This window comes from Lactiplantibacillus songbeiensis, from assembly GCF_005405125.1.
GTDB classification, from domain to species: domain Bacteria; phylum Bacillota; class Bacilli; order Lactobacillales; family Lactobacillaceae; genus Lactiplantibacillus; species Lactiplantibacillus songbeiensis.
Genome location: NZ_BJDL01000023.1, coordinates 1 through 13,644, shown reverse-complemented (window position 1 = coordinate 13,644; position 13,644 = coordinate 1). Strand labels below are relative to the sequence as shown.

At 42.8% G+C, this 13,644-nt stretch carries 19 protein-coding genes; 15 read left to right on the top strand and 4 right to left on the bottom strand.

What is annotated here, in order from left to right; genetic code table 11:
- Nucleotides 1-10: 10 nt before the first annotated feature.
- From rpsH to rplQ, 14 genes are all read left to right on the top strand, one after another.
- Complete coding sequence (gene rpsH, locus FFM77_RS09450) at nucleotides 11-406, top strand: 30S ribosomal protein S8 (protein WP_137635524.1); 396 nt, start codon at nucleotides 11-13, stop codon at nucleotides 404-406.
- Nucleotides 407-435: 29 nt separating this feature from the next.
- Nucleotides 436-972, top strand: coding sequence for a 50S ribosomal protein L6 (gene rplF / locus FFM77_RS09445; protein ID WP_137635523.1), 537 nt, complete (start codon nucleotides 436-438; stop codon nucleotides 970-972).
- Between the two features lie 34 nt (nucleotides 973-1,006).
- Nucleotides 1,007-1,372: a 50S ribosomal protein L18 gene (gene rplR / locus FFM77_RS09440; RefSeq protein WP_307722472.1), complete on the top strand. Its 366-nt coding sequence runs from the start codon at nucleotides 1,007-1,009 to the stop codon at nucleotides 1,370-1,372.
- Between the two features lie 20 nt (nucleotides 1,373-1,392).
- Nucleotides 1,393-1,893: a 30S ribosomal protein S5 gene (gene rpsE / locus FFM77_RS09435; protein WP_137635521.1), complete on the top strand. Its 501-nt coding sequence runs from the start codon at nucleotides 1,393-1,395 to the stop codon at nucleotides 1,891-1,893.
- A gap of 13 nt (nucleotides 1,894-1,906) precedes the next feature.
- Complete coding sequence (gene rpmD, locus FFM77_RS09430) at nucleotides 1,907-2,089, top strand: 50S ribosomal protein L30 (RefSeq protein WP_137606036.1); 183 nt, start codon at nucleotides 1,907-1,909, stop codon at nucleotides 2,087-2,089.
- Nucleotides 2,090-2,120: 31 nt separating this feature from the next.
- Nucleotides 2,121-2,552, top strand: a complete 432-nt coding sequence (gene rplO / locus FFM77_RS09425; RefSeq protein WP_137635520.1) for a 50S ribosomal protein L15 — start codon at nucleotides 2,121-2,123, stop codon at nucleotides 2,550-2,552.
- Between the two features lies 1 nt (nucleotide 2,553).
- Nucleotides 2,554-3,849 carry a preprotein translocase subunit SecY gene (secY, locus tag FFM77_RS09420; protein WP_137635519.1) on the top strand — a complete coding sequence of 432 codons (1,296 nt, stop codon included), beginning with the start codon at nucleotides 2,554-2,556 and terminating at the stop codon, nucleotides 3,847-3,849.
- A 68-nt stretch (nucleotides 3,850-3,917) separates the two neighbouring features.
- Nucleotides 3,918-4,568: an adenylate kinase gene (locus FFM77_RS09415; RefSeq protein WP_307722449.1), complete on the top strand. Its 651-nt coding sequence runs from the start codon at nucleotides 3,918-3,920 to the stop codon at nucleotides 4,566-4,568.
- Nucleotides 4,569-4,745: 177 nt separating this feature from the next.
- Nucleotides 4,746-4,964 (top strand): translation initiation factor IF-1, encoded by a 219-nt coding sequence (gene infA / locus FFM77_RS09410; protein ID WP_003638082.1) that lies wholly within the window; start codon nucleotides 4,746-4,748, stop codon nucleotides 4,962-4,964.
- Nucleotides 4,965-4,999: 35 nt separating this feature from the next.
- Nucleotides 5,000-5,119 (top strand): 50S ribosomal protein L36, encoded by a 120-nt coding sequence (gene rpmJ / locus FFM77_RS09405; protein WP_003638083.1) that lies wholly within the window; start codon nucleotides 5,000-5,002, stop codon nucleotides 5,117-5,119.
- Nucleotides 5,120-5,148: 29 nt separating this feature from the next.
- Entirely contained in the window at nucleotides 5,149-5,514 is a 366-nt protein-coding gene (rpsM, locus tag FFM77_RS09400; RefSeq protein WP_130845138.1) for a 30S ribosomal protein S13, read from the top strand.
- Between the two features lie 24 nt (nucleotides 5,515-5,538).
- Nucleotides 5,539-5,928 carry a 30S ribosomal protein S11 gene (gene rpsK / locus FFM77_RS09395; RefSeq protein ID WP_003641266.1) on the top strand — a complete coding sequence of 130 codons (390 nt, stop codon included), beginning with the start codon at nucleotides 5,539-5,541 and terminating at the stop codon, nucleotides 5,926-5,928.
- Nucleotides 5,929-6,014: 86 nt separating this feature from the next.
- Complete coding sequence (locus FFM77_RS09390; RefSeq protein WP_137628537.1) at nucleotides 6,015-6,959, top strand: DNA-directed RNA polymerase subunit alpha; 945 nt, start codon at nucleotides 6,015-6,017, stop codon at nucleotides 6,957-6,959.
- Nucleotides 6,960-6,980: 21 nt separating this feature from the next.
- Nucleotides 6,981-7,364 carry a 50S ribosomal protein L17 gene (gene rplQ / locus FFM77_RS09385; RefSeq protein ID WP_137635517.1) on the top strand — a complete coding sequence of 128 codons (384 nt, stop codon included), beginning with the start codon at nucleotides 6,981-6,983 and terminating at the stop codon, nucleotides 7,362-7,364.
- A 223-nt stretch (nucleotides 7,365-7,587) separates the two neighbouring features.
- On the opposite strand, the gene FFM77_RS09380 is transcribed toward rplQ, so the two are convergent.
- The 4 genes from FFM77_RS09380 to FFM77_RS09365 form a co-directional block, all read right to left on the bottom strand.
- Nucleotides 7,588-8,577, bottom strand: a complete 990-nt coding sequence (locus FFM77_RS09380) for a polyprenyl synthetase family protein (RefSeq protein ID WP_137635516.1) — start codon at nucleotides 8,575-8,577, stop codon at nucleotides 7,588-7,590.
- 6 nt (nucleotides 8,578-8,583) lie between these two features.
- The gene (locus tag FFM77_RS09375) at nucleotides 8,584-9,153 is read right to left on the bottom strand and encodes a Gx transporter family protein (protein WP_137635515.1); all 570 of its coding nucleotides are present in this window, start codon (nucleotides 9,151-9,153) and stop codon (nucleotides 8,584-8,586) included.
- Between the two features lie 6 nt (nucleotides 9,154-9,159).
- Nucleotides 9,160-9,654: a NusG domain II-containing protein gene (locus FFM77_RS09370; RefSeq protein WP_137635514.1), complete on the bottom strand. Its 495-nt coding sequence runs from the start codon at nucleotides 9,652-9,654 to the stop codon at nucleotides 9,160-9,162.
- A 93-nt stretch (nucleotides 9,655-9,747) separates the two neighbouring features.
- Complete coding sequence (locus FFM77_RS09365) at nucleotides 9,748-11,655, bottom strand: NAD(P)/FAD-dependent oxidoreductase (RefSeq protein ID WP_137635513.1); 1,908 nt, start codon at nucleotides 11,653-11,655, stop codon at nucleotides 9,748-9,750.
- A gap of 287 nt (nucleotides 11,656-11,942) precedes the next feature.
- On the opposite strand from FFM77_RS09365, the gene pplA reads away from it, so the two are divergent.
- The gene (pplA, locus tag FFM77_RS09360) at nucleotides 11,943-12,869 is read left to right on the top strand and encodes an extracellular electron transfer flavoprotein PplA (RefSeq protein WP_137635512.1); all 927 of its coding nucleotides are present in this window, start codon (nucleotides 11,943-11,945) and stop codon (nucleotides 12,867-12,869) included.
- Nucleotides 12,870-13,644: the final 775 nt, after the last annotated feature.

The following is a 13,644-nucleotide window of genomic DNA, read 5'->3' as shown; positions in this document are numbered from 1 at the left end:
TTAAACTTTCATGATGACTGATCCAATCGCAGATTTCTTGACTCGTATCCGTAACGCTAACATGGTACGCCACGATTCATTAGAAGTTCCTGCATCAAAAATCAAACGCAACATTGCCGAAATTTTAAAGAATGAAGGTTTTGTTCGCGACGTTGAATATATCGATGATGACAAACAGGGCATCATCCGTGTCTTCTTGAAGTATGGTAAAGACAACGAACGTGTAATTAGTGGTTTGAAACGTATTTCAAAGCCTGGTTTACGTTCATATGTCAAAGCTGACGCTGTTCCTAAGGTTTTAAACGGCTTAGGTATTGCTATTCTTTCAACTTCAGAAGGCGTAGTTACTGATAAAGAAGCTCGCGCTAAGAAGCTTGGCGGCGAAGTTTTAGCTTACGTTTGGTAATAAATAATTAAGACAGGAGGTGCAAGTAAGTGAGTCGTATTGGTTATAAAACAATTAATCTACCTGCTGGGGTAGAAGTGTCACAAGCCGGCGAAGTCGTTACGGTTAAAGGTCCTAAAGGTACTTTGACGCGGAACATCGCTAGTGACATCACGATGTCAGTTGAAGGCAGCGAAGTTAACTTCACTCGTCCAACTGATGACTTTAAGATGAAGGCATTACACGGGACTACTCGTGCCAATGTCAACAACATGGTTGAAGGAGTTACTAAAGGCTTTACTAAGAACCTTCAATTGGTCGGTGTTGGTTACCGTGCCCAATTGCAAGGCAAAAAGTTAGTATTAAGCGTTGGTTACTCACATCCTGTTGAATTCGAAACGCCTAAGAACTTAACGATCGAAGTTCCTGACAACACGCACATCAATATCTCTGGTATTGGTAAGCAAGCTGTTGGTGACTTTGCTGCTGAAGTTCGGGCCGTTCGTTCACCTGAACCTTACAAAGGTAAAGGGATTCGTTACGTCGATGAATATGTTCGTCGTAAGGAAGGTAAAACTGGTAAATAATGCAGCTTAGTGCTGTCCATACTATATATTAGAGGTGACTATTGTGATTTCAAAACCAGATAAGAATAAGACACGTCAACGTCGTCACGCTCGTGTCCGCGGTAAGATTTCTGGTACTGCTGAGCGCCCACGCTTAAATGTTTATCGTTCAAACAAAAACATCTACGCTCAAATTATTGATGATGTAGAGGGTGTAACGCTAGCAAGTGCCTCAACATTAGATAGCGAAGTAACTGGCAACACCAAGAGTGAAAAAGCTGCTTCAGTTGGCGAAATTGTTGCAAAGCGAGCTGCCGAAAAGAAAATTGCTGATGTAGTTTTCGATCGTGGCGGTTACTTATATCACGGCCGTGTTCAAGCTTTAGCTGAAGCCGCCCGTGAAAACGGACTTAAATTCTAACAAAGGAGGAATAATACCACATGACTTTCATTGATCCATCAAAATTAGATCTTGACGATAATGTTGTTGCCATTAACCGGATTACTAAAGTTGTTAAAGGTGGTCGTCGTCTTCGTTTTGCCGCATTGGTAATCGTTGGTGACCACAAAGGACACGTTGGTTTCGGTACTGGTAAGGCTCAAGAAGTTCCAGAAGCAATTCGGAAAGCATCCGAAGCTGCTAAAAAGAACTTGATCACTGTACCTATGGTCGGTACAACCATTCCTCATGAAGCTCTCGGAGTTTTCGGTGGCGGACGCATCTTGTTGAAGCCAGCCGTTGAAGGTTCTGGAGTTGCTGCTGGTGGCGCTGTTCGTGCCGTCATGGAATTGGCTGGTATTGATGATGTTACTAGTAAGCGTCTTGGCTCCAATACGCCAGTTAACGTTGTTCGCGCAACGTTTGAAGGCTTGAAGAGTTTGAAGAAGGCTGAACAGATCGCTGCTTTACGTGGCGTTTCAGTTGAACATTTAGCTGAATAGGAGGACAAACAACATGGCTCAATTAAAGATCACTTTAGTGCGCAGTGCGGCTCATCGTCTTCCTAAGCAACGTAAAATCGTTAAGGAATTAGGTTTAGGTCGAGTAAACAGCTCAGTTGTTAAACCTGATGACGCAGCTACTCGCGGTCAAATCTTCCTCATCGCTCATTTGATTGATGTTGAAGTAATTAAGTAATTAAAATATTAAAAGAGGAGGTGCCTACTAGATGAAGTTACATGAATTAACACCAAGTGAAGGTTCACGTTTTTCACGTCGTCGTATTGGTCGTGGTGACTCAAGTGGCCAAGGTAAAACTTCTGGTCGTGGTCAAAAAGGCCAAAAGGCGCGTGGTAAGGTTCGTGTCGGGTTCGAAGGTGGCCAAATGCCATTGTATCGTCGGATTCCTAAACGTGGATTTACTAATATCAACCGTAAAGAATTTGCGGTTGTCAACCTTGATGGTTTGAACCGTTTTGATGATGGTGCAGAAGTTACGCCTGAATCATTAAAGGCTGCCGGCTTGGTTAAGAAGAGTGCTGCTGTCAAGATTCTTGGCAACGGTAGTCTTGATAAAAAGTTAACAGTCAAGGCAAGCAAGTTCTCCGAATCTGCTGTTAAGGCAATCGAAGCTGCTGGCGGTAAAACTGAGGTGATCTAACTTGCTGACTACCATGAAGGACGCTCTGAAAGTTAAGGATATTCGGAATAAAATTCTGTTCACGTTGGGCGTTTTGATTGTATTTCGTCTTGGCTCTTATATCACAGTACCAGGAGTAAATGCAAAGGCGCTTCAATCCGTTGCATCATCTGGACTTATAAGTATGCTGAATACATTCAGTGGTGGCGGTTTAACAAATTATTCCATCCTTGCTATGGGGGTATCCCCTTACATTACTGCACAAATCATTGTCCAATTGCTTCAAATGGACATTGTTCCAAAATTTGTTGAATGGGGCAAACAAGGTGAAGTTGGGCGACGGAAGCTTAATCAAGCGACCCGTTGGTTAACGATTGCCTTAGCCTTCGTTCAATCGATTGGGATTACGGCTGGTTTTAACTCTTTGAGCCAACTTAAGTTGGTTAATAACCCAAGTGTGACGACATATTTAACTATCGGGATCATTTTGACCGGTGGCGCGATGTTTACCACTTGGTTAGGAGATATGATCACTGATCGTGGTATGGGTAATGGGGTTTCAATCATTATCTTTGCTGGGATTTTAGCTCGAACACCTACATCGATTTATCAAATTTACCAAGAACAATTTGTTAATGTCGCTAAGAGTCAATGGTGGCAGAGTATTTTGTTCGTCCTCGGTTTGTTAGTCTTGGTCATTGCCATCGTTATGTTTGTAACGTGGGTTGAACAAGCTAATGATCGGGTACCAATTCAATATACTCGGCGTGCAGCTGGTGCACCTGACAGTAGTTACCTACCACTTAAGGTGAATGTTGCCGGGGTTATTCCCGTTATCTTCGCGAGTTCGTTTATTGCAACACCGCAAACAATTTTACTAGGTTTCCAATCCAGTCATGGTGGCGATACTTGGTATACCGTTTTGACAAGTATCTTTAATATGCAGTCGACACCCGGTGCGATTTTATATACCGTACTGATTGTGCTTTTTACTTTCTTCTATGCGTTTGTTCAGGTCAATCCTGAAAAACTATCGAAGAATTTACAAAAGCAAGGCAGCTATATCCCAGGTGTTTGGCCTGGTAAAGATACTCAAGATTGGGTATCAAAATTGTTAATGCGATTAAGTACAGTCGGTGCCCTTTACCTAGGATTAATTTCCTTGATTCCATTGTTAGCGTCAGATATCTGGGGCTTAGATGAATCAATTGGTTTAGGCGGGACGAGTTTACTGATCGTTGTTGGGGTTGCCCTTGAAACAATTCGTCAAATTAAAGGGTTAATGATGAAACGTGACTATGTCGGTTTTATTCGTTAATCATCAGCGAGTGTGTTGGGGAGACTCAACACATTTGTGCATTTTAGGAGGAAAAAACTATGGGAACAATGAACCTAATTTTGATGGGACTACCAGGTGCCGGTAAGGGTACTCAAGCACAGAAAATCCTTGAAGATTTTGATATTCCTCATATTTCTACGGGTGATATCTTTCGGGCAGCAATTAAGAATGAAACCAAAATGGGGCTGGAAGCTAAAAAGTATATCGACCAAGGTAACTTGGTTCCAGACGAAGTCACTAATGGCATCGTCAAAGAACGGTTAGCTGAAGCTGATACTGCCAAAGGTTTCTTGCTTGATGGTTATCCACGTAATATTGATCAAGCTCATGCGCTTCAACAAATCGGCCAAGATTTGAACAAGCCATTGGACGGGGTCATTAACATCCATGTTGAACCTAGTGTGTTAGTCGAACGACTTTCCGGTCGGTTCATCTGCCGGACTTGTGGTGCAACTTATCATAAGTTATACAACAAGCCTAAGGTAGAAGGCACTTGTGATGTTTGTGGCGGCCATGATTTCTATCAACGTGATGATGACAAGCCGGCAACAGTCAAGAATCGGTTAGATGTCAACGTTAAGTTGAATACACCGTTGATTGATTTCTATGAAAAAGCCAACTTGCTTCACAATGTCGATGGTGATCGCGACATTGATGATGTTTATCAAGATATCAAATCGATTCTTGATAACCTTTAATCGAAAAGGGTCTAAAAGCGGCGTCATTTGCTTTTCAGAGGGCGTTGTGATAAACTTATTCAGGTTTAGCCGTTGAATGATTTAATGTTTTTTTAACATAAAAATGATTAGCGACTGGTTCGAAAAGCGGACCAAAATCGTGGTAGCACGAAACCATACAATAAGGAGGGACACTATTTGGCAAAGGAAGACGTCATCGAAATTCAAGGCACCATTAAAGAAACATTGCCGAACGCGATGTTCAAGGTTGAACTTGAAAACGGCGCTGAGATCTTAGCTCACGTTTCTGGTAAGATTCGGATGCATTACATTCGGATTCTGCCTGGTGATAAGGTTACAGTTGAAATGTCACCTTATGATTTAACAAAGGGTCGCATTACCTATCGTTTCAAATAGGGCGACGCTTCGTACCTTATAGGAGGTAAATATTCATGAAAGTAAGACCATCTGTAAAGCCTATGTGCGAACACTGTAAAGTTATTCGTCGTAAAGGCCGCGTGATGATTATCTGCTCTGCTAATCCAAAGCATAAGCAACGCCAAGGTAAATAATTTAACTTAAAGTCGGAGGTGAAATTTTAATGGCTCGTATTGAAGGAATTGACTTACCACGTGACAAGCGTATTGTCATCGGTTTGACTTACATTTTCGGTATCGGTAATACTTCTGCAAAGAAGATTCTTGCTGAAGCCGGTGTTTCAGAAGACGTTCGTGTACGCGACTTAACTCCTGAACAAGAAGATAAGATCCGTGCCGTCGTTGACGGTTACAAAACTGAAGGTGACTTACGTCGTGAAGTTAGCTTGAACATCAAGTTACTTCAAGAAATTGGCTCATATCGTGGTATGCGTCATCGTCGTGGTTTACCCGTTCGTGGTCAACACACGAAGAACAATGCCCGTACTCGTAAGGGTAAAAAAGTCAGCATCGCTGGACGTAAAAAATAATAAAAAGGGAGGTTCTCGAATTTTATGGCAACTAGAAAGACAACCCGTCGTCGTCGGGTAAAAAAGAACATTGAATCCGGTGTGGCTCACATCCATTCAACGTTCAACAACACACTTGTTATGATCACTGATATGCAAGGTAACGCGATTGCCTGGTCATCAGCTGGTTCATTAGGTTTCAAGGGTAGTCGTAAATCAACACCTTTTGCTGCTCAAATGGCCGCAGAAGCTGCTGCTAAGGCATCAATGGAACATGGCATGAAGACTGTTGAAGTCGCTGTTAAAGGTCCTGGTTCCGGTCGTGAAGCTGCAATCCGTGCTTTACAAGCCACTGGTTTGGAAGTTAGTGCAATTCGCGATGTTACGCCAGTTCCTCATAATGGGTCTCGTCCTCCAAAGCGCCGTCGTGTTTAATCTGTGACGTTCATTTTGAGGGCAAACTTCATTTTGTACGCACAACTACTAAACACCACGCGTTTTGAAAGGGGTAAAAGATAAGAATGATTGAATTTGAAAAACCTAACATTCATAAAATTGATGAAAACGACAACTATGGTAAGTTTGTTGTAGAACCGCTTGAACGCGGTTATGGTACAACTTTAGGGAATTCACTTCGTCGGATTCTTCTTTCTTCTTTACCTGGCGCTGCTGTTACTAGTATTCAAATTGATGGTGTGCTTCATGAATTCTCAACGATCGAAGGCGTGACAGAAGATGTTACGGCGATCATTTTGAATGTGAAGAAGATCGCACTTAAGCTAGAATCAGACGAATCTAAGACATTGGAAATCGATGTCAAAGGTCCAGCAAACGTTACTGCCGGTGATATTATTGGTGATGCGGATGTTGAAGTCTTGAATCCTGACTTGGCAATTTGTACAGTAGCAGATGGTGCACACTTCCATATGCGTATGACTGCTAATACTGGTCGTGGTTATGTATCCGCTGAGGATAACAAACATCGTGAAGATGATATGCCAATTGGCGTTTTGCCTGTTGATTCATTATATTCTCCAATTGAACGTGTTAACTACCAAGTAGAGAACACTCGGGTTGGTCAACGTGATGATTTTGACAAGTTAACCTTAGACGTTTGGACAAATGGTTCAATCACTCCGAGTGAAGCCATTAGTCTGTCAGCCAAAATCCTGACTGATCACCTTTCCATCTTCGTAAACCTCACTGATGAAGCTAAAAACACTGATGTGATGGTTGAGAAGGAAGAAACGCATAAGGAAAAAATGTTAGAAATGACGATTGAGGAGTTAGATCTCTCCGTTCGTTCATATAATTGTTTGAAACGTGCTGGTATCAACACGGTTCAAGAATTAACTAACAAGACTGAAGCTGATATGATGAAGGTTCGCAACCTTGGACGCAAGTCCCTCGAAGAAGTTAAAGCAAAATTAGCTGACCTCGGGTTATCATTACGCAAAGAAGACTAATACAAGGGAGGATATCCGTTCATGAGTTACCGTAAATTACAACGTACAAGTTCACAACGTCGTGCCTTACTTCGTGATTTGACAAGTTCATTGATCGTTAACGGCCGCATCGAAACCACCGAAGCTCGCGCTAAGGAAGTTCGCTCAACGACCGATAAGATGATTTCTTTGGCTAAGAAGGGCGATTTACACGCTCGTCGTCAAGCTGCTGCATTTATGCGGGACATCGTTGCTGATGTTAAGGAAGATGGCGACAACGTAACTGTACAAACTGCTTTGCAAAAGCTATTTAGTGACTTAGGTCCTCAATATGCTGACCGCAATGGTGGTTATACACGAATTTACAAGACTATGCCTCGTCGTGGCGACGGTGCACAAATGGTTGTCTTGGAACTCGTTGACTAATTAAATTGTTTTACGGATCACTGGGATTGTGGTTGACGGACGCTATGATGGTGGTTACCGCAAAAGGTGACTAAGTCTAGTTCGGAAGTTATTTATGTTGAACATAGATGGCACATCACAGTCTTAAGTGATTTTTTTATGACTTGGTTAAGTTGGTCAACTAACACAAAAAGCCTATCAGTGAACAGCGAGTGCTGCTCATTGATAGGCTTTTTTGTTGCGTTTAATTATGACGTTCTAAGAGTTGTTGAGTAAGTTGTAGTAAGGTCGCTCGCGCTGGAACATCTGGTAGATGCTTAAGTGTCCGTAACGCTGTGTTAGTATACTTCTTGGCCAGTTGTTTGGCTTTGATGACACCACCAGCATCAATAACTAAGCGTTGCACTTGTTGTCGCTCGGCTAGGGTTATTTGGCCTTGTTTACGCAAGAGGGACATTAGTTGTTGTCGATAGTCTGTCTGTAAGGCATAGATTAGTGGCGACGTGTAGACACCTTCTGCGAGGTCTTCTAAGACTGGCTTACCAATCTCTTGACTGGTTTCCTGATAATCTAAGATATCATCTAAGATTTGAAAGGCCATCCCAATTGCCATCCCCGCTTTGTTTGCCCGGTTAGCGAACAATTCGCTTTGACCAGATTCATAAGCACCTAAGAAACAACTTAAGGCGAATAACTCAGCCGTCTTACCTTGAATCTGTTCTTGGTAGTCAGCTAAAGTGATTTCGGTATGAAAATGCCGATCTTTTTGGTGAATTTCACCAATTAAAATCTTTTCCATATTGGCCGAATTCAATTGGATACTCCGAAAACTGCTGGAGTAGTGTGACAAGATCTTAAAGACGACCACAAATAAGTAGTCACCCGCATAGACTGCAACATCCTTACCGAACTGCTGCTGGATGCTGACCTGATGACGCCGTAGCTTAGAATCGTCAATGATGTCATCATGGATCAAGGTTGCTGTGTGCAGCGTTTCTAAGGAAGCGGCGAGGGCAATCATCCGGTGGCGGTCAGTCGGCTTGAATTGCGAGAATAACAAGCAATAAGCAGGTCTTAACAGTTTACCGCCACTGTGAATCATATCTAAAATGGCCGCGGTGATGGCCGGGTCAGAAATATTGATATTGTCATCCATCAGTTGCATGACCTGCTGCAACTCGGGCTGCAGGGCGGGATAATCACGCCATAGCGGATGTAATTGCGTTGCTTGCATGAAAAATTACTCCTTTTTTTTACTGGGGACTTGTTCGTGATTAAAACGTAGATAACTTAGAATCGTCACGTGGGTAAATAGGTAATTAGCGGCAATCCCCAGGGCAATCCCGGCCGCTAGCCCAATGATCGAGAGAATCGGTAAGTAGAGCATGACCGTCCATGTCTGAGCAATAAAGCTAGCGACTAACAATTGACCAACGTTATGCATCACGCCCCCGGTCGCTGAAATCCCAATAATGCTGACACGTTTGGGTCCCAGTTGCTTAACCAATATCATTGAAAATAAACTTAAAAACGCTCCGCCAAAGCTATAGATAAAAGTGGATAACGTGCCACCAACGAGGGCTGTCAGAATTAAGCGCAGCCAAGTCAATGTAATGACATCGCGAAATGACAAGGTAAAAATGGCGACAATCGTAATCAGATTTGCCAGGCCGAGCTTAGCCCCGGGTGCAAAAGCAAACGGGAAGGGAATCATCCGCTCTAAGATGCCAATGATGACCCCCTGAGCAACTAGCAGGGCAATATAAATATTACGATGAGTCCGATTTGAGTGTTCAAACGAATTATTCAATAGCCATCACTCCGTAACCAGTCCATTTCCGCCCGAGGTCGTATGTCCCGTGCTAGACTTGACTTCAATTAAAAGTTTATGCGGCAAACAAACGATAGTCTGTCCGGGTTTATGAATCCAACCACGCCGAACACAAACTTGATCAGAACAATTAGCCTTGGTAATCGCCACGCGTTTCGGTTCAAACGTGACGCGATTATAGTCACCATGTTTGTCACGGTACGTATAATGAACCGTTTGTTTTAAATTAGTGATATTAACGCGTTTTAAAACAGTCCCGTTATGTGAAACAACCGCGGTCAGCAGATGTCGGCCAGTCTTTTTGGCAGATTGCTTAGCGACCTGTGCATCGTGAACCGCTTGTTGACGTTGTTGATAAGAGAAGATGGCCAATGGCGTAAACGATAAAATAATTAAAATGACAATAATGACAATATCAAACGGCCGAATCATCGCGCGATACCGTTTAAAGACTTGCCATGATGTTCGCAATCGTTTCATCGTTGCACCTCCAAGTTATTTTGAATAAAAAATGGTCCAAGGTAAAAGCTACCCTTGAACCATCGGGAAACTATTTAATTAATTATAACGCATCTAGCGGGTTTTGACAGCATCGTAATGGGAGCTGACATTGCCATACCACCAGTGACCGAGGTGCTTTTGCATCCACGGAACAACCCAGTAGTCCAAACCAAATGTCCGGCCGGAACCATTCATTAAGGCAAGGGCGGCAAAGACCATCCACAAGTTGACCCAGTAGAACATCCCTGACAAGCAGAAGACGGCAACTAAACCAATGGTAATGGCGTTAGCCAACCATGAGAAGAGGCCAAAGAAGATACATAAGGCAATGATAATTTCAACACAAGTCATGAACTTCTGCATGAAGAGGGCCGTTTGCAAGTTCGGTACAAAGAACTTCGTGACTGATTCGAACCAATGTGGTGATTTTTCAAAGACCATCAATGGGTCCTTACCATACATGTAAGATAAACTGAAGACACCTTTAGTGGCTTTAGTCGCAGCACCGGCAGCTTCACTGGCACCACTCGTTGCTTTAGTGGCAGCTTGGCTCGCACCACTCGTGGCAGCAACTTGAATCCAGCTAAATGGTAATCTTAACTTATCGGTGAACCAGGATTCGGAACCTTGAACCTTTGTCCAGCAATCCCATAACCACATGGCCCCATAGAAGAAGCGTAGTGGCACACTCCACAAGACGTTCCCCATTCGAGAAGTCCAACCGCGGAAGACATTCCGACGGTTGCGTGTCCGGAAGAATTCGTGCATGAAGTACTGGAACAAGTAATAGCCAGAGAAAATCTGAACGTAATATAACCAGTTAATCGCATGCTTTAATAAGACGGCGATAAAGCCAGAAACGTTCCAGTTATCTAAGACTTGCGCAACCGCATACTTGGAACCAATTGAATCAACGGAAGCTTGATAAGCACCCTTGAATGGTTTGATTTCAGTATCCGTGTTATCAATATTCTTGATAATCCCTTGAACCGCCGTCGCTGCGGTTTCTTCGGCACCTTGGACGATTTGTGGGACTGGCCGTGGTTGACCTGGTTCTTGATAGCTCATTGAATCCCCAGCTAAGAAGACGTTTTTAGCATCTTTAGCTTGCATGAATTCATTAGCAACTAAGCGGCCACCACGGGGGTTAGTTTCCATATTAAAGTTTTTAACGACACTGTTGGCACGAACCCCAGCAGTCCAAATCAACGTATAAGTTGGAATCGGATCCTTACCCTTTAAGGTAACGTGGTCTTCAAAGACTTCAGTAATCATGGAGTTGGTTAAGATATCAACGCCATGTTTCTTCATATACTTTTCAGCTTTACCAGCTTGCGTCCGATTTAACATGTTGATAATAGTTGGTGCTGCTTCGACCAATTGTAAGGTGATCTCGCTTGGATCCAACTTGTTATCACGTGCTAAAACGTCACGATATTCGATTAATTCACCGATTAATTCAGAACCGGTAAACCCAGACCCACAAACAGTGAAGGTCAACATCGCTTTACGTTTGGCTGGATCAAGTTCAGCCGCCCCGCGACGAATAACTGCGGCCAAGTGGGCCCGCAAATTCATTGCTTGTTCAAAGGACCAGAGTTCAAACCCGTGTTCCTTGACCCCCGGTGTCCCGAAATCATTGGATTCACCACCAAGGCTGATTAGTAATTGATCATATTGGTAGCTCCCATTTTCGGTCACAACTGTTTGTTTGTCTTTGTCGATGCTCTTAACGGTATCGGTTACTAAACGAACATTCTTGCGTCGTGAAAATAGTCGTTGCAGATCATATTGAATATGCTCTGGTTCAACCCGTTCCGTCGCCACTTCATGTAATTCAGTCATGTACGTGAAGTACGAGTGCCGGTCAATTAACGTGATTTCAACGTCAGGATTCTTTTTAAAGTGCTTGGCTAATTTCTTAGTCGCGTAAACCCCAGCAAAACCCGCGCCGACAACGACAACGTTTTTCTTTGCCATTGCGTAACAACTCCCTTGAATAAATAATGTTAAAAAATAATAATTCCACTAACAATTATATAAGTAATGGAAGCGTTTGTCTATGAATTATTGATTAGAATGCATAATAAATCACATTATATTGAAGCACTGTCCGGCCAGTTAGGCTTTCGATAAATAAAGCGCCACCAATATGGGCGGTGTATACTGTGAATACGATTATTTTTATAAAATAGGATTGACTATCTTGGGAATAAACGTTAAGATTAATGTGAATTTTCATACAAAAAGGTTAGGAGTGGGATATTATGAAGTTTAAGTCAGTTATTACAGGTGCATCAGTTGTTGCCATTTCCGCATTAGCATTAGCAGGTTGTGGGAGCAGTTCATCAAGTTCTAGTTCATCATCATCCTCAAAGAAGAGTTCATCATCATCTTCAGCGAAGACAACTAAGGTAGCTAAACTTACTGCTGGTAGCAAAATGAAAGCGGGTACTTATAAACTCGCTGAACAAAACTATTCACATGGTTACAAGGCTGAATTCAGTATTACCGTTAATAGTAAGGGTAAGATTACGAAGTCAGATTACAACCAAGTTAACAAGAAGGGCAAGTCAAAAGTCGACGACACTGCTTACAACAAGCAGATGAAGAAGGTTTCTGGCACTAACCCTAAGACTTACCAACCTAAGTTAAACAAGGCTTTGGAAGGTGCTGCTGCTACTGGGAACGTTTCAACTATTGATGTCGTTTCAGGGGCTACTGAATCATCAAAGACGTTCCAAAACTACGCCCAACAATTAGTCCAAGCCGCTCAAAAGGGTGACACCGCTACAATCAAGATTAACAATGGCGCTAAGATGAAAGATGGTACTTACAAGTTAGCTGAAAAGAACTACTCACATGGCTACCGTGATACTTTCTCAATCACTGTTAAGAACAACAAGATCACCAAGTCAGCCTTTGACCAAGTTAACAAGAAGGGCAAGTCAAAAGTTGACGATGCTGCTTACAACAAGCAAATGAAGAAGATTTCAAAGACTAACCCTAAGACTTATCAACCAGCTTTGAACAAGTCATTGGTTAAGAGCAGTGACCCAACTAAGGTTGACGTCGTTACTGGTGCAACTGAATCATCCAATACCTTCGTATTGTATGCTGAACAACTACAAAACGCTGCTCAAAACGGCGACACCAAGACTATCTCAATCGACAACATGGTCTTTGCTGAATAGCATTAAATTTAGTTAAAAACATTTTTTGAGGCCTGAGACCATTCGTCTCAGGCCTTTTTGTTCCTTGTGCAGTTGTTCGTTAAGTCAGCTTTAATACTGAATTGTGGTTAGGTTGAGGGGTGTCACTTCGGGCGAACTGAATTGACGCTGGAACGTGGTGGCCACGTTTTCGAGCCATAGGGCGGTCTCACAAGCCGGGCTTTATCTAAGCTGGAAAATCACCAGCTAAGATAAACGACACCACTGAGCATCAATTCAGTTCGCCCTGCGTTAGGTTGGTTCTTGGACGATGGTTTGGTTAAAGCAAGCTAATTTTTGATTTAGTGTTGTGTTTGACAGTAAGTAAGCTATTCTCGTTGTTAGTGATTGATGAAATTAATTATCACGTTTGGTGCTAGTTGATTTAAATTGTCACGCTGGTTGGCCCAGAATCGGCTGGAACGTGGTGGCCACGGTTTCGAGCCGAAGTGCGGTCTCGAAAGCCGGACTTTATCTAAGTCGGAAAATCACCGACTAAGATAAACGACACCACTGAGCCAATGCTGGGCCGCCCGACGTTAACTAATGGGAATCAAAAAATTAATAATTGATTATTTAAAGTTCAGTTATTTAGCCGAGAGGTTGGATTCTAAAATGCTCAGCCCTTAGTGCGAGTGGTCTGTTCGGACTTAGGCCAAGGCCAGCTTTGAAGACCGATTTTGAGGCGTACCCCAAAAGTTGGAACTTATAATTTAACAGTTTGTTGTTCGAACACTACTGGTGATAAGTCGTTCAG